Annotated in this window: 19 protein-coding genes; 11 read left to right on the top strand and 8 right to left on the bottom strand. The window is 70.3% G+C overall.

The annotated features are described in order from the left end of the window. The first annotated feature begins 37 nt into the window (after nt 1-37). On the top strand, nt 38-2,458 hold the full coding sequence (locus ACLQ3K_RS06220; protein ID WP_224650377.1) for a cytochrome P450/oxidoreductase: 2,421 nt from the start codon (nt 38-40) through the stop codon (nt 2,456-2,458). Continuing rightward, the gene (locus tag ACLQ3K_RS06215; protein WP_224650379.1) at nt 2,455-3,504 is read left to right on the top strand and encodes an aromatic ring-hydroxylating dioxygenase subunit alpha; all 1,050 of its coding nucleotides are present in this window, start codon (nt 2,455-2,457) and stop codon (nt 3,502-3,504) included. The genes ACLQ3K_RS06220 and ACLQ3K_RS06215 overlap by 4 nt, the downstream gene beginning before the upstream one ends. A gap of 1 nt (nt 3,505) precedes the next feature. Here ACLQ3K_RS06215 and ACLQ3K_RS06210 read toward each other — a convergent pair whose 3' ends face one another. Both ACLQ3K_RS06210 and ACLQ3K_RS06205 read right to left on the bottom strand, forming a co-directional pair. After that, nucleotides 3,506-3,931, bottom strand: a complete 426-nt coding sequence (locus ACLQ3K_RS06210) for a CBS domain-containing protein (protein ID WP_224650382.1) — start codon at nt 3,929-3,931, stop codon at nt 3,506-3,508. Continuing rightward, complete coding sequence (locus ACLQ3K_RS06205) at nt 3,928-6,417, bottom strand: molybdopterin-dependent oxidoreductase (RefSeq protein WP_425997852.1); 2,490 nt, start codon at nt 6,415-6,417, stop codon at nt 3,928-3,930. Before ACLQ3K_RS06205 ends, ACLQ3K_RS06210 begins: the two co-directional genes overlap by 4 nt. A gap of 84 nt (nt 6,418-6,501) precedes the next feature. Between ACLQ3K_RS06205 and ACLQ3K_RS06200 the strand changes: the two genes are divergently transcribed. Next, nucleotides 6,502-7,047, top strand: coding sequence for a TetR/AcrR family transcriptional regulator (locus ACLQ3K_RS06200; protein WP_224650386.1), 546 nt, complete (start codon nt 6,502-6,504; stop codon nt 7,045-7,047). Between the two features lie 30 nt (nt 7,048-7,077). Here ACLQ3K_RS06200 and ACLQ3K_RS06195 read toward each other — a convergent pair whose 3' ends face one another. After that, entirely contained in the window at nt 7,078-7,563 is a 486-nt protein-coding gene (locus ACLQ3K_RS06195; protein ID WP_224650388.1) for an SRPBCC family protein, read from the bottom strand. 101 nt (nt 7,564-7,664) lie between these two features. Between ACLQ3K_RS06195 and ACLQ3K_RS06190 the strand changes: the two genes are divergently transcribed. Then, complete coding sequence (locus tag ACLQ3K_RS06190) at nt 7,665-8,279, top strand: TetR/AcrR family transcriptional regulator (RefSeq protein ID WP_224650390.1); 615 nt, start codon at nt 7,665-7,667, stop codon at nt 8,277-8,279. On the opposite strand, the gene ACLQ3K_RS06185 is transcribed toward ACLQ3K_RS06190, so the two are convergent. Together ACLQ3K_RS06185 and ACLQ3K_RS06180 are read right to left on the bottom strand one after the other, a co-directional pair. Further along, a complete protein-coding gene (locus ACLQ3K_RS06185) occupies nt 8,264-8,638 on the bottom strand; it encodes a hypothetical protein (RefSeq protein WP_224650392.1) in 375 nt (124 codons plus the stop codon). The two genes, ACLQ3K_RS06190 and ACLQ3K_RS06185, sit on opposite strands and share 16 nt — an antisense overlap. 123 nt (nt 8,639-8,761) lie before the next feature. Then, a complete protein-coding gene (locus tag ACLQ3K_RS06180) occupies nt 8,762-9,214 on the bottom strand; it encodes a PaaI family thioesterase (RefSeq protein WP_224650394.1) in 453 nt (150 codons plus the stop codon). A gap of 70 nt (nt 9,215-9,284) precedes the next feature. Here ACLQ3K_RS06180 and ACLQ3K_RS06175 point away from each other — a divergent pair, with 70 nt between their 5' ends. Beyond that, a complete protein-coding gene (locus ACLQ3K_RS06175) occupies nt 9,285-9,893 on the top strand; it encodes a TetR/AcrR family transcriptional regulator (protein ID WP_224650396.1) in 609 nt (202 codons plus the stop codon). Nucleotides 9,894-9,900: 7 nt separating this feature from the next. Here ACLQ3K_RS06175 and ACLQ3K_RS06170 read toward each other — a convergent pair whose 3' ends face one another. Then, on the bottom strand, nt 9,901-10,272 hold the full coding sequence (locus tag ACLQ3K_RS06170; RefSeq protein WP_224650398.1) for a nitroreductase family deazaflavin-dependent oxidoreductase: 372 nt from the start codon (nt 10,270-10,272) through the stop codon (nt 9,901-9,903). 155 nt (nt 10,273-10,427) lie between these two features. After that, a complete protein-coding gene (locus ACLQ3K_RS06165) occupies nt 10,428-11,045 on the bottom strand; it encodes an LON peptidase substrate-binding domain-containing protein (protein WP_224650400.1) in 618 nt (205 codons plus the stop codon). Between the two features lie 37 nt (nt 11,046-11,082). Between ACLQ3K_RS06165 and ACLQ3K_RS06160 the strand changes: the two genes are divergently transcribed. The 3 genes from ACLQ3K_RS06160 to ACLQ3K_RS06150 are packed head-to-tail and all read left to right on the top strand — an operon-like array spanning nt 11,083 to nt 13,156. Then, the gene (locus ACLQ3K_RS06160; RefSeq protein ID WP_224650402.1) at nt 11,083-11,832 is read left to right on the top strand and encodes a maleylpyruvate isomerase family mycothiol-dependent enzyme; all 750 of its coding nucleotides are present in this window, start codon (nt 11,083-11,085) and stop codon (nt 11,830-11,832) included. Nucleotides 11,833-11,882: 50 nt separating this feature from the next. Further along, entirely contained in the window at nt 11,883-12,398 is a 516-nt protein-coding gene (locus ACLQ3K_RS06155; RefSeq protein WP_425997847.1) for a TrmH family RNA methyltransferase, read from the top strand. Nucleotides 12,399-12,415: 17 nt separating this feature from the next. Continuing rightward, entirely contained in the window at nt 12,416-13,156 is a 741-nt protein-coding gene (locus ACLQ3K_RS06150) for a maleylpyruvate isomerase family mycothiol-dependent enzyme (RefSeq protein ID WP_425997843.1), read from the top strand. Between the two features lie 58 nt (nt 13,157-13,214). Here the strand turns inward: ACLQ3K_RS06150 and ACLQ3K_RS06145 are convergent, their stop codons facing one another. Beyond that, nucleotides 13,215-13,664, bottom strand: coding sequence for an SRPBCC family protein (locus ACLQ3K_RS06145; protein ID WP_224650408.1), 450 nt, complete (start codon nt 13,662-13,664; stop codon nt 13,215-13,217). Nucleotides 13,665-13,805: 141 nt separating this feature from the next. On the opposite strand from ACLQ3K_RS06145, the gene nrdF reads away from it, so the two are divergent. The 3 genes from nrdF to ACLQ3K_RS06130 all read left to right on the top strand — a co-directional run bounded on the left by nrdF (nt 13,806) and on the right by ACLQ3K_RS06130 (nt 15,806). Beyond that, nucleotides 13,806-14,810 (top strand): class 1b ribonucleoside-diphosphate reductase subunit beta, encoded by a 1,005-nt coding sequence (gene nrdF, locus ACLQ3K_RS06140; protein WP_224650410.1) that lies wholly within the window; start codon nt 13,806-13,808, stop codon nt 14,808-14,810. Nucleotides 14,811-14,890: 80 nt separating this feature from the next. Continuing rightward, nucleotides 14,891-15,490: a hypothetical protein gene (locus tag ACLQ3K_RS06135; RefSeq protein ID WP_425997840.1), complete on the top strand. Its 600-nt coding sequence runs from the start codon at nt 14,891-14,893 to the stop codon at nt 15,488-15,490. Between the two features lie 79 nt (nt 15,491-15,569). Then, complete coding sequence (locus ACLQ3K_RS06130; RefSeq protein WP_224650414.1) at nt 15,570-15,806, top strand: DUF1272 domain-containing protein; 237 nt, start codon at nt 15,570-15,572, stop codon at nt 15,804-15,806. The last annotated feature ends 6 nt before the right edge of the window (nt 15,807-15,812 follow it).

Below are 15,812 nucleotides of genomic sequence, written 5' to 3'. Positions count from 1 at the left end.
TGAGTCCACACATCCTCGTCCGCAAGGCGGTTGGACCATGAGCTTTCTCGATCGGGTCATCAACAAGGCCCAGGCGACCATCCCGATGGAACGGCAGGTCCAGGGCCTGCACCTCTTCCAGAAGGCGAAGACGCTGGCTCTGGGTGACCGGCAGCCGGAGTTCGTCGAGGAGGAGATCCCCGACGTCGACGCGGTGTCGCTGACCGAGATCGACATGAGCAACCCGTTCATGTGGCGGCAGGGCCAGTGGCGCCCCTACTTCGAGCGACTGCGCAACGAGGCGCCGGTGCACTTCCGGGCGTCGAGCGAATTCGGGCCGTACTGGTCGGTCACGCGGTACGACGACATCGTCGCGGTGGACCGTGACTTCGAGACCTACTCGGCCGAGCCGCAGATCGTCATCGGCGTACCGCCGGACGGGCTGGACATCGAGATGTTCATCGCGATGGATCCGCCGCGCCACGACGAGCAGCGCGCAGCGGTACAGGGAGTCGTGGCACCGCAGAATCTCGAGGAGATGCAGGGCCTGATCCGCTCGCGCGTCCAGGAGGTCCTCGACGACCTGCCGGTCGGCGAACCGTTCGACTGGGTGGACAGGGTCAGCGTCGAGTTGACGTCCCGCATGCTCGCGACCCTGCTCGACTTCCCCTACGAGGATCGGCGCAAGCTCGTCCACTGGACCGAGTTGGCAGGCGCGAGCGCCGCGGCCACCGGCGGCGACGTCGACATGGACGAGATGTACCAGGGCGCTGCCGAGATGGCGAAGAGCTTCAGCGCCCTCTGGCACGACAAGGCGGCGCGCCTCAAGGCGGGCGAGAAGCCGGGATACGACCTGATCACCCTGATGCAGATGTCCGAGGACACCAAGGACCTGATCAACAGGCCGATGGAATTCCTCGGCAATCTCATCCTGCTCGTCGTGGGCGGCAACGACACCACCCGCAACTCGATGTCGGGCGGCGTGTACGCACTGAACCTGTTCCCGGACCAGTTCGATCGTCTCAAAGCCGATCACAGCCTGATCCCGAAGTTCGTCCACGAGAACATCCGCTGGCAGACGCCGCTGGCCTACATGCGGCGCGTCGCCACGAAGGACACCGTCCTGGGCGGTCAGTTCATCCGCAAGGGCGACAAGGTCGTCATGTGGTACGCCTCTGCGAACCGGGACGAGCGCACCTTCGAGAATCCGGACGACTTCGTCATCGACCGGCACAACGCCCGCCACCACCTCTCGTTCGGCATCGGCGTGCACCGCTGCATGGGCAGTCGCGTGGCCGAACTGCAGTTGCGGATCCTCTGGGAGGAGTTGCTCGCGCGGTTCGAGGACATCGAAGTGGTGGAGGAGCCGGAATACCTCCAGTCGAACTTCGTCCGGGGCTACACGAAGATGATGGTCACGTTGACGCCGATCGGCGAGAAGCCACGCCCCCGCGACCAACGGACGCTGCAGCCCGCCGCGGTACGGGCCCCCGCTCGTCCACCGATTCGCCGCTCCCGCGAAGCGACCACCACCACGGAGACGGAGGTCGACGTTCAGGTGGCGGGCCGGCGCGAGGTGGCAGACGGGGTCGTCGAGCTCACCCTCCGCGACCCGGCGGGTGCACCGCTTCCGTCGTGGACCGCCGGGGCCCACATCGACCTTCTTCTGGAGCCGTCGCTGACGCGGCAGTACTCGCTGTGCGGCAGCGCCTCGGACGAGTCGTCGTGGAGGATCGGCGTCCTGCGCGACCCGGACGGCCGAGGGGGCTCGGCGTACGTCCACGAGAAGCTGACGGAGGGCGCGACCGTCCGCGTGCGTGGACCGCGCAATCATTTCCCCTTGGTCGCCTCCGCGAACTACCGATTCGTCGCGGGCGGGATCGGGATCACTCCGATCCTCCCGATGATCGAGGCCGCTCGGGCACGCGGGGCGAACTGGAGCCTGCTCTACTGCGGCCGCTCCCGCGAGTCGATGGCGTTCCTGGACCGATTCGAGGACACCGATCGGGTCACGATCTGGCCGAGCAGCGAGAACGGTCGGATCGACCTGGCGGCGACGCTCGGAACGCCCACGCCGGACACGGTGGTCTACTGTTGCGGCCCCGGCGCTTTCCTCGACGCCGTGGAGGAGGCGTGCGCGCCGTGGCCCGACGGCAGCCTGCACATCGAGCGCTTCGCGGCCAAGGAGGTCGCGGCGTCCGAGGACGCGCTCGACTCGTTCGAGGTCGTGTGCTCGCGCTCGGGGGTGAGCGTGACCGTTCCGGAGGGCACCACGATCTTCGACGCGGTCGAGAAGGCCGGCGTCGACGTCCTCGGGTCCTGCATGGAAGGCATCTGCGGCACCTGCGAGGCCGACGTGCTCGAGGGGACGCCCGAGCACCGTGACTCGATCCTGTCCAAGGCGGAGAAGGAACGAGGCGAGACGATCATGCTCTGCGTCTCCCGCTCCCTGTCGAAGAAGCTGGTGCTGGACGTATGAACGACACCGCTCGGAACCGTCCCGTCGTCGATTACCCGCGGGACTGCTGGTACGTCGTCGCCACCGCTGCTGAGGTCGGATACGGATTCACCGCGCGGCGCGTCCTCGACACACCGGTCGTGCTCTTCCGTCTGTCCGACGGTGCGATCGCCGCGCTGGAGGATCGCTGCGCGCATCGGCCCTACCCGTTGTCGGCGGGACGCCGCGAGGGTGACTTCGTCGTGTGCGGCTACCACGGCTGCACCTACGACGCGACCGGACGTTGGGTGAGCGTGCCGTCGCAGGACAACCCGCCCTCGTCCGTGCGCGTGCGGGCCTTCCCGGTCGTCGAGCGCGGGCCTTTCGTCTGGATCTGGGCGGGGACGCCGGGCGGCGAACGGTTGCGGCCGCCGCCGGCGACACCGTGGTTGCACGGTGACGGATGGACGAGCGTCGGAGACCGGCGCGAGGTGGCTGCCAACCTGCAATTGCTGCACGAGCACTACCTCGACCTCTCCAACGTCGTCGCGATGCACCCGGAGATGATGCCGCCCGGCATCGAGGCGCTGCCGCCGCTGGAGGACGTCGAGGTCTCCGAGGTGTCGGTCTCGTACAGGCGAGAACTGCCCGAGGCGCCGCTGGCTCCGTGGGAAGCCGCGGTCACGGGCCTGGACGACGCCACCGCGTCCGAGTCGTTCGGTCGGACGGAGACGGGCACGTTCGTGACGCCGGGCCTGCACAAGCAGACGTACACCATCGTCGGCGCGACCGGTCCGGAGCTGGAACTCGTACGGACGCACGGTTTCACCCCCCGGTCGTCCGGAGTCACCCACGTCTTCCTGCAGATCTCGTGGCGGGGCGCCGCGGTCTCGCCCGACATCGGCGAGCAGTTGATCCAGGTCTTCCACGCGATGGCCGACCGGGACGTCGCCGTCCTCGAGACCATGCAGCGGTGCCTCGATGAGGACCCGGTCCCACGGCGCTACGTCAACGTCAAGGCGGACCGGGCCGCCGTGCGCGCACGGCGGATCCTGACGACGATGGTGGAGGACGAGCGGGGGATCTAGCTCAGTCGCCGTCGGAGTCGCGGCGTGCCCGGCGCATCCCGTCGACACCGTCGTCGGTGCAGAACCCGGTCCTGCTGGCCTTGAGGCACAGCAGCCCCAGCAGGCGCAGGTCGTCGTCGACGACGGCGAGCCGGCGGATCCCGGTGGTGATCATGTGGGAGCGGAGCCGGTCGGCCGGCGCTACCGGCGGGGTGGTGCGCTCCGTGAGGGATGCCACCGCGAGCGCGGGGGCCGCGTCGTCCGCGCTTCCGGTCAGGTCGTCGCGGTCGAGCGTTCCGACGAGCGCGCCGTCGCGGATCAGTAGGAGCAGGTGGAGCTTGGGGCTCGTCTCGAACGCCGTGCGCGCGGCGCCGACGGTGATGTCGGCCGGGTGCACGGTCGGGCGCCGCAGCATCACGTCGGCGACGGTCACCGTCGGCGGCGTCATGGCGCGACCGGCTCGATGCGGGCGGGAACGTACTTGTGCCACGGGGTCCCGGCGAACCAGTCGCGGTACTTCGCGCTCGTGAGCTCGTTCGGGGCGATGCCGGGACGCGCGAGTCCATCCGCGTCGGGGTAGTCGAGGCCGAGACCGTTGGGCAGCGAGACGTGTCCGGCGCGCATCATGTCGCTGATCTCGATCGAGGACTCCAGCGAGCCCGCCTCGGTGGTGATCCGCACCCGCGACTCCGGCTCCAGGCCGAGACGGTCCGCGTCCTCCGCGCTGATCCGCAGGGCACCACCGGCGTCCCGGCGTCGCCACGCCGGGTCGCGGATGATCGTGTTGGCGGTGAAGGCCCGCCGCTCGCCGGCCATAAGGACGAACGGGAATTCGTCGGTGGTCCACGACGACGGCGCCTCGCGGAGCTCGTCGGCCTTCGCCAGCAGCTCGGGGATGGCGACGGTGAATCGATTGTCCTTCCGCAGCACGTAGTCCCAGGCGTTCTCCCACTCATCGACGGAGAAGGTGACGCCGGAGCGCTCGCGGAGGATCGCGTCGAAGAGCTGCTGGCCCGGACGCATGCCCGAGCCGGTGAAGCCCGCGCGGGCGACGGAATCCGGACGGGACAGGGCACACAGGTGGGCCGCGCCCCAGAGGATCGCGGCGCTGCGCGCACCGTCGGGCAGGGTGGGGCCCAGCGTCTCGTACAGCACGTACCCGACGAGGCGGAGCAGCGACGGGTCCGCGGCAGCGGCGGAGAAGAACGCGAGCGCGAACGCGTCGGTGCCGGCCGTGAGCGCGGTGCGGAGCCGGTCCAGGAGCCCGGTGTCGACGGCGCCGAGCTCGCGGAGCAGGCGGGCGTAGATCTCCGGCTCCGGCAGGGTTCCCGGCCGCGGATCGAGGAGCGGCGCGCGCAGCTGAAACGCGTTGTGCGGGAACTCCATGGTGAAGAAGGTGCACTCCCACTTCTCGAACTGGCTCGAGGCGGGCAGCACGTAGTCGGCCTGGCGTGCGGTCTCGGTCATCGCGACGTCGACGACGACCGTCAGCTCGCACGCCTGCATCGCCTCGATGAAGCGCCGCGACTCCGGTAGTGAGTGGGCGGGGTTCGAGCTGTCGATCCACATGGCGCGGAGGCGATCCGGATGGTCGGTGAGGATCTCGTCGGCGATCGAATTGCACGGCATGAGTCCGCCGATGATCCGCGCGCCCGTGACGGGTGTCGTCCGCTCGGTCTTCGGCTGCTGCTCGGCGGCGAGCCCCGCGCTCATCATCGGTGCCATCCGGGTGAGCAGCGCGTGCGCGGCGGAATCGATGAGCGCGTGGGGAAGCGGCGTCCCGGCGGCCGCGGGCACGGCGCGCGAGAGCCCGCTGGCGCCGAGGGCGACGCCCTTCGCGATCGTCCGGCGCGCCGCCTTCGTCGCCACGCTCGACGGTGCCCGACGCGCGCGCCGGGGGTCGCCCCCGGGGGCGGCGACGGGGGAGGAGAACCACGAGTGCAGGAACATCGTGCCGGGGCGCCCGAAGTTGCCGGTGAGGATCCACAGCAGCTTGTTCAGGTACGAGACGAGCGTGCTGTTCGGCGCCTGCTGAACGCCGAGGTCCTCGTACGTCGTCGCGCTCGCCGCGGTCGCGAAGCGGCGGGTCGCCGCGCGGATGAGTTCCTCGTCGACGCCGCAGGTGGCCGCGTACTGGTCGATGGGGATCCGCCGCAGGACGGCCAGCACGTCGTCCATCCCGTCGGTGTGCTCGTCGACGAACGCGTGGTCGATCAGGTCCTCCTCGACGAGGACCGCGAGCATGGCGCCGACGCACCAGGCATCGGTTCCCGGCAGCACCTGCAGGTGGAAGTCCGCCATCGCGGCGGTCTCGCTCCTGCGGGGGTCGAGCACGATCATCGACCGCGCGGGATCCTTCGCGATCTCCTTGAGGACGGGCCGGGCCCGCGGGAACGAGTGGGTCTGCCAGGGGTTCTTGCCCAGGAACAGCACGACCTCGGCGTGCTCGAAGTCGCCCTTGGTGTGCGTGCCGTACAGCTGCTCGTCGACCCAGCCCTCGCCCGTCTTCTCCTGCGCGAGCGCGTTGGAGTAGTAGCGCATGCCGAGCGCAGCCCGGAACGACTGGCCGTAGGCGGCGGGCAGGTGGTTCCCCTGGCCGGCGCCGGAGTAGTAGAGGATCCGCTCGCCGCCGTGCGTCTCCTTCACGGCGGTGAGCCGCGCGGCGATCTCGCGGACGGCGGTGTCCCAGTCGATCTCCTCGTAGGTCCCGTCCGGCCGGCGGCGCAGCGGCGAGGTCAGCCGGTCGCGGCCGTTCTGATAGAGGTCCAGGCGGAGGGGCTTCTCGCAGGTGTAGCCGTGCGAGGTCGCATGCTCCTTGTCGCCGCGGATCTTGGCCAGCCGCCCGTCCTGCACCTGGATCTCCAGGCCGCAGTTGCACTCGCAGAGGATGCACGCGGACTTCTGCCAGTCGGTGGTGGGCGCCTCGGGGTTCATGGGCCTAGTATGGACTAGGCCATAATTCATAGCAAGGGTGGAGAGGGGTGCACCGTGGCACCACGGCGGGACACGCGACGTCGGATGCTGCTCAGCGCTGTCGATCTGATGCGGGAGCGGGGCGCCGCCGGGGTGACGATCGACGCCGTGCTCGCCCGCAGCGGTGCCCCCCGCGGTTCCGTCTACCACCACTTCCCGGGTGGCCGCGCCGAACTCGTCGCGGACGCGCTCGATTTCGCGGGGGAGTCGATCACCGCGCTCGTCGAGGGCGCGTCGGGCGACGGTGCCGTCGCGGCGCTGCACCGGTTCTCGGCCTTCTGGGTCGCCGTCCTGCGCGGCTCGGACTTCGCTGCGGGCTGTCCCGTCGTGTCCGTCGCCGTGGGCGGTTCGTCCGACGAGGAGCACCTCCGTCCGGTGGTCGCGCACACGATGCGGCGTTGGCGCGAGGTCCTGGCCGCGGGGATGGTGGCCGACGGCTTCGAGCCGCCGGCGGCCGAGAGCCTCGCGACGATGGCGATCGCCTCGATCGAGGGGGCGATCATCCTCTGCCGGGTGGAGCGATCCGTCGAGCCCTTGGATCAGGTCGTCGGGTACCTGGAGGCACTGGTCGCGGCCGCCTCCCCGGTGTGACCCGGGCCCGGGCTCGCCGGGTCGGTGCGGTCAGCGCCGGGCGACCGCCTCGGTCGACGCGCGGATGCCGGCGAGGGTCCGCTCCATGCCCTCCTCCAGCAGTGCGGTGAACGCCTTCTGTCCGCCGAGGTGGTTCTCGGTGAGGTCGAGGGAGAACCGCGAGATCCCGTCCGGGGTCTCACGGCGCTGCGTGAGCCGGGTGTCGGCGCCGTCGGCCGTGAGTGTGAACGACCAGATCGTGTAGTTCTCCGCGATGCGGAAGGCGATCTCCTGCGCGGGTTCGTGCCTTACGATCTCGCCGTGCGTGACCCATTCCAGGTCGCCCAGGCGGTTGAGGTTGGTGAACCGGGTGCCGAGACGGATGTCGTCCTCGGGTGCCCGTAGTCGCACGGACGTCACCTGCGGGCTCCACTCGGGCATGCGGCGCACGTCGCCGACCGCCTCCCAGACCACGGCGGGCGGGGCGGCGATGGCGATGCTGCGCTCGAGGAGCGGCGTGAACGCGTTGTCGGGCATGGTCCTCCGTTCATGCACGACCGATCGGTCGTAAACATGGCTCGACGGTACGCCCCGGGCGGCACCCCGTCCAGGCGGGTCCGCGTGGCTACAGTGAACGCATGACGAAACCGGCGGCCGCCGACGGCCGGCGCGCACGCGGCGACGCCACCCGGCGGCTGGTCGCGCGGACCGCGGCCGACGTCGCGACGGTGGACGGGCTGGACGGCATCACCGTCGGCGGCCTCGCCTCGTCGACGGGGGTGAGCAAGAGCGGCATCCTCACCGTCTTCCCCACGCGCGAGGCGATCCAGATCGCGGCGGTCGCGGAGGCGCGGCGCGTGTACGTCGACGTGGTGATCCGGCCGGCGCTGGCGGCCTCGCCCGGCGCGGACCGCCTCCGTGCGCTCCTCGACGCCTGGGTCGCCTACCTCCGCGCAGGCACGTTCCCCGGCGGATGTTTCGTGACCACCACCTCCGCTGAGTACGGGCACCGGGTGGGGCCGGTCGCCGACGCAGTGCGGGAACTCAAGCGGGAGTGGCTCGATCTCCTCGAGCGGGAGCTGGCCGCGGCGGGGTCGCCGGACCCCGCGACGGACGCCTTCCGCGTCGACGCCTACCTCGCCGCGGCGAACACCCGTCGCGAACTCTTCGGCGACGATGCGGAACTCGACCGGGCGCGCGCCCTGGCGACCGCGATCGTCAACGACATGGGCGGCTCTCACATCGGGGCGTAGCCGTCCTTGTCGTTGAAGCAGAAGTCGCAGGTGTCGCCGTCCTCGCTGCCGAAGTCGGCGAACGCGGCGATCGGTTCGATCGCCGTGCGGGCGACGGCCTGCTCCAGCAGCGGCTCACGGCCACCGCCGAGCGGTTGCAGCCGAGAGAGGCTCGTGTGGAACGGGGAGGAACTGCTGCCGGGGGTCACGTCGACGACGGCGGCGCCGCCGACGAACAGGGTGAGCAGATCGTGTTCGGGGAAGCCGTGATTGACCCGTAGGACCCACCAGGCATCGTCGTGCCGCGCGGCGTAGGGGAAGTATCGGAAGCCGGTCCGGTACCACTCCGGGCTCGCGGCACGGACGTCCTCGATATGCATCAGCAGTCGATTCCGTCGAGGTGCATGGGACTCATTCTGGTGCACATCGGAGGCGCAGCCCTACGGCTCCGCAGATCCGCCGGGCCCGACCGGCCCTTGTTCCCGAGCCGGAGGCGATCCGGGCTACGGCGTGATCGCGGGGTAGATCAGGCAGGTGGTGGTGCCGTGCGCGACGAGCCTGCCACGCTCGTCCTCGACCCGGCCCTCCGCGGTCGCGACCTGACGGCCGGCGTGAATCACCCGACCGGTCGCGGTGAGGCGGACGCCGTCGGTGGGCACCGTCCGCACGTAATTCACCTTCAGTTCCAGGGTTCCGTAGCCCACGCCGGGGCCGAGTGTGGTGTGCACGGCGCAACCCATCACCGAGTCCAGCAGGGTGGCGCAGATCCCTCCGTGCACGCTGCCGAGCGGGTTCGCGAAGTCGGTGCGGGTGTTGAGGCTGAAGGTGACCTCGCCCTCGTTCACCTCGTCGATGCGCATCCCCAGCAGGCCGCCGATGCCGTGCTCAGTCACAGGCATCGCGGCGGCGGCACGCAGCAGCTCCAGGCCGCTGGGGATCTCGCTCGTGGTCGACATGTTCGCTCCTTCGATCGGATGATGCGCTTACGGCACCCGCGAGTATACCGATCGGTATACTCGCGGGACGATGGGTGCCGCGCACGGCGGCGCGGCGCCCCCGAACCCGACAGGCGGAGAGATGACTTCCAGGGATGACCTGATACGCACCACCATCGCTCTGATGCGTGAGCAGGGCGTGGCCGGCACGGGCATCGCCGACATCATCGAGGGCAGCGGTCGATCGCGACGCACCGTCTACGTCAACTTCCCCGGCGGGAAGTCGGAACTGGTGGATACCGCGACGCGGGCGGCGGGCGGCTACATCGCCGGACTGATCGAGGCGGCGATCGCGAAGTCGACCGGTCGCACCGACATGCTCGAGCAGGTCGGGGCTGCATGGCGGCAGGTCCTGGTCTCGTCCGGGTTCCGGTCGGGGTGTCCGATCGTCGCCGCAGCGCTGGGAAGGGCGGATTCCGCGCCAGCGGCGGATGCGGCCGGTGAGGCGTTCGAGACTTGGATCGCGCTGCTGGCGAACCGGTTCGAGGAGTGCGGCGGAGGGGCGAAGGCGGCGCGTCAGGCCGCGACCACCATCATCGCCGCCATCGAGGGCGCGGTCATCGTGAGCAGCGCGACGCGATCCACGCAGCCGCTCGACGATGTCGAGGCGTCGCTGCTCGCGATGTACGGCGACCGCTAGGCGGATATCAGGGCGCGTCGACGAACGTGATGCGCACGCTGATCGGATCGGAGGCGAGTGCCCGGAACGCGGACGTGGTGATTCCCTCGAGCGTCGCGCTGGGTGCGAACGTCCGCATCCGAGCGTGGGTGTCGTCCTCCGGGCGGAACTCCGCCGTGCCGGCGCGCCAGATCTCGCCCTCCAGGATCCGGACCTCGGGATCGGCGCTGACGTTGAGCGCCCAGCCGGACCGGCGGCCGTGTTGGCTCACGATCCAGGCGCCCTCGTCGTCGAACGTCGCCGCGACCGGCACTGCTCGGGGCTCGCCGCTCTTCCGACCGGTGGTCTCCAAGGTGGTCGCGAGCGAGGTGCGCACGCCGAGGCGCTGCAGCCCGCTCACGATCGGATTCGCGACGTATCGACCGATCAGCCTCTCGCGTTGGAATTTCCGGATCGCACGTTGCTGCGCACTCGGATCTGGACGTCGTGGCATGGCGGCCCTCTCGATCGGTGTCGTCCCGCTAGGTAGACCATACGGTCTACCTAGCGCGGCCGCTACTGAAGGCGGAACCGCAGGGTCGCGATCACGTCGTCCAGGGCCTCGGTGAGCACGCGCACCCGGTCGGCGGGACCGGGAGCGGCGAGCGCCCGGTGCCGGTCGGCGTCGGCCAGCGGCAGCGCTCGGGCGAGGTAGTAGCTGCGCTCCACCGGGTTCTCCGGGAGCTTCAGCTTCGGCCATGCGCGCGGACGGCCTCCCTCGCTGCGGGCGAGTCGCGCTGCGAGCCTCTCGATCTCGCTGCGTTTGCCGAGCAGTGGGATCAGGTCGACGGCGGGCTGGACCTCGTCCGGCCAGGCCTCCGCCTCGGCGAGGGGGTAGGGATCGTCGGGCAGCCAGCGGGTGACGCGGACGCGGTCCGTGCCCTGACAGATCAGGGTGAACTCGCCGCCGGGGCGGCGCACGTACCGGTCGATGAGCGCCACGGTGCCGACGTCGGTGCGCACGTCGCCGCCGCCCACCTCGCTGCCGCGCTCGATGAGGACCACCCCGAACCGGCCGTCGGTCGCGAGGCACTGCTCGATCATGCGTCGGTACCGCGGCTCGAAGACGCGCAGCGGCAGCTCCTCGCCGGGCAGGAGCACGGCGCCGAGCGGGAACATCGGCAGTTCGGTCACCGCTACAGCATGCACTGCAGGCGGTATCGTCGCGGCCATGACGGCCCCGAACGACTGGTTGGCGGCGCTGGAGCGGGACGGCGGCGCGGTCGCCGCCACCCCGCCGGAGCGGCTGGCCCTCGACGTCCCGAGCTGCCCCGGGTGGACGGTGCGCGACCTCGTCGTGCATCTCGGCGGAGTCCATCGCTGGGCCGCGACCTTCCTCGCCGAGGGCCCGGATTCGACGAACCGGTTCGCCCCGATCGAGGACGACGCGCCCGCCGGGGCGGCGGTCACCGCCTGGTACCGCGACCGCCTCGACGGACTGCTGGCCGAGCTGCGCCGCCACGACGCGGACGAGCCGGCCCGAGCCTTCACCGGCCGCGTCACCGCCGGCTTCTGGATGCGCCGCCAGGCCCACGAGACCGCCGTGCACCGCTGGGACGCCGAGAACTCCTGGAACGCAGCGCGACCCGTCGAATCCGTGCTCGCCGGCGACGGGATCGAGGAGTGGGCCGAGGTGTTCGCCGGACGGTTCCTCTCCCGCGGTCCCGGCCTGCCGGACGGGCTCGTCGGGCGGACCGTCCACCTGCACGGCACCGACCGCGACGACGCGGAATGGACCCTGACGCTCGCGCGGGAGTCCATCGCCGTCGAGCGTGGGCACGCGAAGGGCGACGTCGCGCTCCGCGGCGCCACGTCGGACCTGTACCTCGCGCTGTGGCGTCGGGTGCCGCTCGCCGACCTCGCGATCTTCGGCGACGCCACCGTTGCCGCGGCATTGCTGGACGCCGTGCAGGTCACGTAGCCTGGAGCGATGACGAATCATGGAAGGGGCGCCACGCCTCACACCGTCTGATGGCCGAGCTGCGGGTGAAGTCCCGCTCCGAACTGCGCCGCGCACGGCGGCGCCAGGGCCACTCCTGTTGGGATCACCTCATCGTCGCCCCGCTCTGGGCGCAGCACGGCGCGAACCTCGGCACCCTGCTGCGCACCTGCGACGCCGTCGGCGCCTGCATGGCGGTCCCGTCGCACGACTGGGTGAAGGGTGCTCTGCGCAAGGGTAATACGCTGCCCGGGCCCAGCTGCATCCACCGCGTCGGCAACCCGCAGAACTGGCTGCTCAAGCAGCGCGAACGAGGCTCGCACATCATCGGCGTGGAACTCGCCGAGGGCGCCACGCGCCTCGGCGACCTCCCGCCCGCGCGGGGGCGCACCGTCGTCGTGCTGGGGCACGAGTTCTCCGGGATCCCGAGCGACACCCTGCCCCTGCTCGACGAGGCCGTCGAGATCCCCATGATCGGGCGGGGCGCGAGTCTCAACGTCGCGGTCGCGGGGTCGTTGGTGCTGTATCGGCTCGCGGGCCTGTCCTGAGTTCGTAAGGTCGGGGTATGACCGCTCAGCTCTGGCTCGACTCCATCGCCGCCGACGGCGCCCGCATCGCCGCCATCGACCCCGCCCACCTGCCGCTCCCCGTCCCCAGCTGCCCCGGGTGGACGGTGCGCGACGGCATCGTCCACACCGCCGGCGCGCATCGCTGGGCCACCGCCTTCCTGCAGGGCGGCCCGGATTCGAAGGAGCGCTTCATCCCCGACGTCTCCGACGCGCCCGACGGCGACGCGGTCCTGGGGTGGTACGCGGGCGTCAACGCGGCCCTGATCGACGAGCTCCGCCGGCATGCGCCCGACGAGCCCGCGCGCGCCTTCATCGGCCGCACCGTCGCCGCGTTCTGGATGCGCCGGATGACGCAGGAAGTGTCCATCCATCGCTGGGACCTGCAGAACTCGCTGCCCGACGGTGCCGAGCCGCTCCCGGCGTGGACCGCCGCCGACGGCATCACCGAGCTGACGCAGATGCAGATCCCACTCATCGTCGGCAAGAAGGGGCTGCCTGAGGATTTGGTGGGGAAGGTGATCGCGATCGAGGCGACCGACACGGGGGACCGGTGGACACTGCGGCTGCGCGCCGACGGGATCGACGTCCTCGACGAGCCGGCCCCGGCGGACGTGACGCTGCGCGGCACCGCGTCCGACCTCGACCTGGTGCTGTGGCGACGGGCCGAGCCCGGCACCGTCGAGCTGGACGGCGATCGGTCCGTGCTCGACGGGCTGCTCGACGTCGTGATCATCTGAGCGACGCTGTGCGGTGGATAGTGCCCGCTGAGCGGCGAAAATCCACCGCAGGGCGCGGCTAGGAGCCGGGGCGCTCCAGGTACCGCTTCATATCGGCGAGGTCGGCCTCCACCGCCTTGCGCACCGATCCCGTGAGGGGCTTGGTGAGGACGGCGAGGATGCGGCTGACCGTCGTGGTGGGCTCGCCGCCGAAGGTCATCGTGACGCGGGTGCCGGCACCGTCGTCCTCGAAGCGGAACTCGGTGCGGTACCGGACACCTGGCCCGTCGGCCTCGACGGTGTAGCCCGACGGTGCGTCGAACGCCGTGATCTCCATCTCCTCGGTGGCGGCGCGGCCGTACATGCGGCGCGTCTCGCGCCAGCGGGTGCCGAGCCCGGTGCGGACGTCGGAGACGAACTCGACGCTCTCGATCCCGGACATCCGAGCGGGCGCGTTCTCGATGTCGGCGAACGCCGCGAAGACCGCGGCGCGGGGCGCGGCGATGGCGACCGTGCTGGTGATCTGCATGCGCGGAGGCTACCCGGCGGCACCGACGGGCGACACGCCGAACTGGCGCGATGGCACTAGGTGTTGCGTTTCCCGGACTTGTCGGCCCCAAGGGGTAGTGTCATGAGCGTTGAAATCCAGCTCCGCGAAAACCGAGGTGTCATGTCTGAAACCGCCGCTCACAGCCCCGCCGACGGAGCTCCGCTCAAGCTGGTCAGCCGGGTGTCGGCGATCAACTGGAACCGGGTGCCGGACGAGAAGGACGCCGAGGTCTGGGACCGGTTGACGGGCAACTTCTGGCTGCCCGAGAAGGTGCCGGTCAGCAACGACATCCCGTCGTGGGGCACGCTCACCGACCACGAGAAGCAGCTCACCATGCGCGTCTTCACGGGCCTGACGCTGCTCGACACGATTCAGGGCACCGTCGGCGCGGTCTCGCTGATCCCCGACGCGCTCACCCCGCACGAGGAGGCGGTGTACACCAACATCGCGTTCATGGAGTCGGTGCACGCGAAGAGCTACAGCTCGATCTTCTCCACCCTGTGCAGCACTCGCGAGATCGACGACGCCTTCCGCTGGTCGGAGGAGAACGAGAATCTGCAGCGCAAGGCGGCCATCGTCATGGGCTACTACAGCGGCGACGACCCGCTCAAGCGCAAGGTGGCTTCGACGCTGCTCGAGTCCTTCCTGTTCTACAGCGGCTTCTACCTGCCGATGTACTGGTCCTCGCGGGCCAAGCTCACCAACACGGCCGACATGATCCGCCTGATCATCCGCGACGAGGCCGTGCACGGCTACTACATCGGCTACAAGTACCAGCGCGGGCTGGAGACGCAGAGCCCGGAGCGCCGCGAAGAGCTCAAGGAGTACACGTTCGACCTGCTCATGGAGCTGTACTCGAACGAGGAGGACTACACCGAGTCGCTGTACGACGAGGTCGGGCTCACCGAGGACGTGAAGAAGTTCCTGCGGTACAACGCCAACAAGGCGCTGATGAACCTGGGCTACGAGGCGCTGTTCCCCAAGGACGCCACCGACGTGAACCCGGCGATCCTCTCCGCCCTGTCGCCCAACGCCGACGAGAACCATGACTTCTTCTCCGGTTCCGGCTCGTCGTACGTGATCGGCAAGGCCGTCAACACCGAAGACGAGGACTGGGACTTCTGACCCCGGACGACTCCGGCGAGACCCGCCCGCAGACGAGCCTGTGGTGGCTCGTCGGGGCGGGTCTTCTCGTTCTCGCGTTCGTGTTCCTGCCGCGAGCGGTGTACGGCACGGACGTCGAGGCCAGGGCCGTCGATGTGTTCCCGCCCTGGCTGCTCGGGGAGCGGGCGGAGCCGACGGCCGGGTTGGAATCGCTCGTCGATGACTGGGCGGGCTTCCACCTCATCAAGGCGGTGTGCGCGGCGCTGCTGCTGGCGCTGGCCCTGTACTTGGGGCACCGCGCGCTGGCGCTGATCCCGACGGTGCTGCTCATCGCCAATGTGCAGGGCGCGATCGCGCCGCTGTCGTCGGCGTTCTCGCTGCTCGACCCGGTGCGTTTGCGCGACGGGGAGCCCGGACGCGCGCTCGCACTGATGCGCTCCGAGCTGCGGGCGACGCCGTCCGGCCCGGTCCAGGCGCTGGTCGACGACTTCGCGCGGTACCACCTGGCCGTCGTGGTCATGGCCGGCGTGCTGACCGTCGTGCTGCTGGTCTTCGCCGTCCGTGCCTGGCGGCAGGATCGTCGACGGTGGGCGGCGGCGACGCTGGTGGCCGCCGTCGTCACCGGTGTGGTCACCGTCGCCAACGTCACGAATGCTCTCGATCCCGTCCACGGTCTGCTCGACTTCATCGGCAGTTCCTAGCGGTTTCGGCGGCGACATCCTGGGGATTCGTTCGTCGGAACCGCACGGAACTGCGACAGTGGGCGGCAAGGAGGTTCACATGCTGGAGATCAGGCCGAACTGCGAGTGCTGCGGGCGCGACCTCGCGCCGGACGCACGCGACGTGCTCATCTGCACCTTCGAATGCACGTGGTGCGCGGACTGCAACGACGAGAAGCTGCACGGCACGTGCCCCAACTGCGGCGGCGAGCTCGTCCGCCGCCCGATCCGCCCGGCGGCCCTGCTCGAAGCCCATCCCGCCTCGACGGTCCGCGTCGTCAGCGAGACCTGCCGCTAGGTCGTC

This window comes from Tsukamurella sp. DT100 (assembly GCF_049844855.1).
GTDB lineage: Bacteria > Actinomycetota > Actinomycetes > Mycobacteriales > Mycobacteriaceae > Tsukamurella.
This window is presented reverse-complemented; position numbering and strand designations above follow the sequence as displayed.

Excerpts from the sequence above, each read along its gene's own strand:
- ACLQ3K_RS06195 (WP_224650388.1), bottom strand. The coding sequence starts at position 7,563 with ATGCCCGACAACGCGTTCACGCCGCTCCTCGAGCGCAGCATCGCCATC.
- ACLQ3K_RS06150 (WP_425997843.1), top strand. The coding sequence starts at position 12,416 with ATGACCGCTCAGCTCTGGCTCGACTCCATCGCCGCCGACGGCGCCCGC.
- ACLQ3K_RS06210 (WP_224650382.1), bottom strand. The coding sequence starts at position 3,931 with ATGACGCCGCCGACGGTGACCGTCGCCGACGTGATGCTGCGGCGCCCG.
- ACLQ3K_RS06185 (WP_224650392.1), bottom strand. The coding sequence starts at position 8,638 with ATGCATATCGAGGACGTCCGTGCCGCGAGCCCGGAGTGGTACCGGACC.
- ACLQ3K_RS06160 (WP_224650402.1), top strand. The coding sequence starts at position 11,083 with ATGACGGCCCCGAACGACTGGTTGGCGGCGCTGGAGCGGGACGGCGGC.
- ACLQ3K_RS06155 (WP_425997847.1), top strand. The coding sequence starts at position 11,883 with ATGGCCGAGCTGCGGGTGAAGTCCCGCTCCGAACTGCGCCGCGCACGG.
- ACLQ3K_RS06130 (WP_224650414.1), top strand. The coding sequence starts at position 15,570 with ATGCTGGAGATCAGGCCGAACTGCGAGTGCTGCGGGCGCGACCTCGCG.
- ACLQ3K_RS06215 (WP_224650379.1), top strand. The coding sequence starts at position 2,455 with ATGAACGACACCGCTCGGAACCGTCCCGTCGTCGATTACCCGCGGGAC.
- ACLQ3K_RS06205 (WP_425997852.1), bottom strand. The coding sequence starts at position 6,417 with ATGAACCCCGAGGCGCCCACCACCGACTGGCAGAAGTCCGCGTGCATC.
- ACLQ3K_RS06175 (WP_224650396.1), top strand. The coding sequence starts at position 9,285 with ATGGGTGCCGCGCACGGCGGCGCGGCGCCCCCGAACCCGACAGGCGGA.
- ACLQ3K_RS06220 (WP_224650377.1), top strand. The coding sequence starts at position 38 with ATGAGCTTTCTCGATCGGGTCATCAACAAGGCCCAGGCGACCATCCCG.
- ACLQ3K_RS06200 (WP_224650386.1), top strand. The coding sequence starts at position 6,502 with ATGCTGCTCAGCGCTGTCGATCTGATGCGGGAGCGGGGCGCCGCCGGG.
- ACLQ3K_RS06145 (WP_224650408.1), bottom strand. The coding sequence starts at position 13,664 with ATGCAGATCACCAGCACGGTCGCCATCGCCGCGCCCCGCGCCGCGGTC.
- nrdF (WP_224650410.1), top strand. The coding sequence starts at position 13,806 with ATGTCTGAAACCGCCGCTCACAGCCCCGCCGACGGAGCTCCGCTCAAG.
- ACLQ3K_RS06180 (WP_224650394.1), bottom strand. The coding sequence starts at position 9,214 with ATGTCGACCACGAGCGAGATCCCCAGCGGCCTGGAGCTGCTGCGTGCC.
- ACLQ3K_RS06190 (WP_224650390.1), top strand. The coding sequence starts at position 7,665 with ATGACGAAACCGGCGGCCGCCGACGGCCGGCGCGCACGCGGCGACGCC.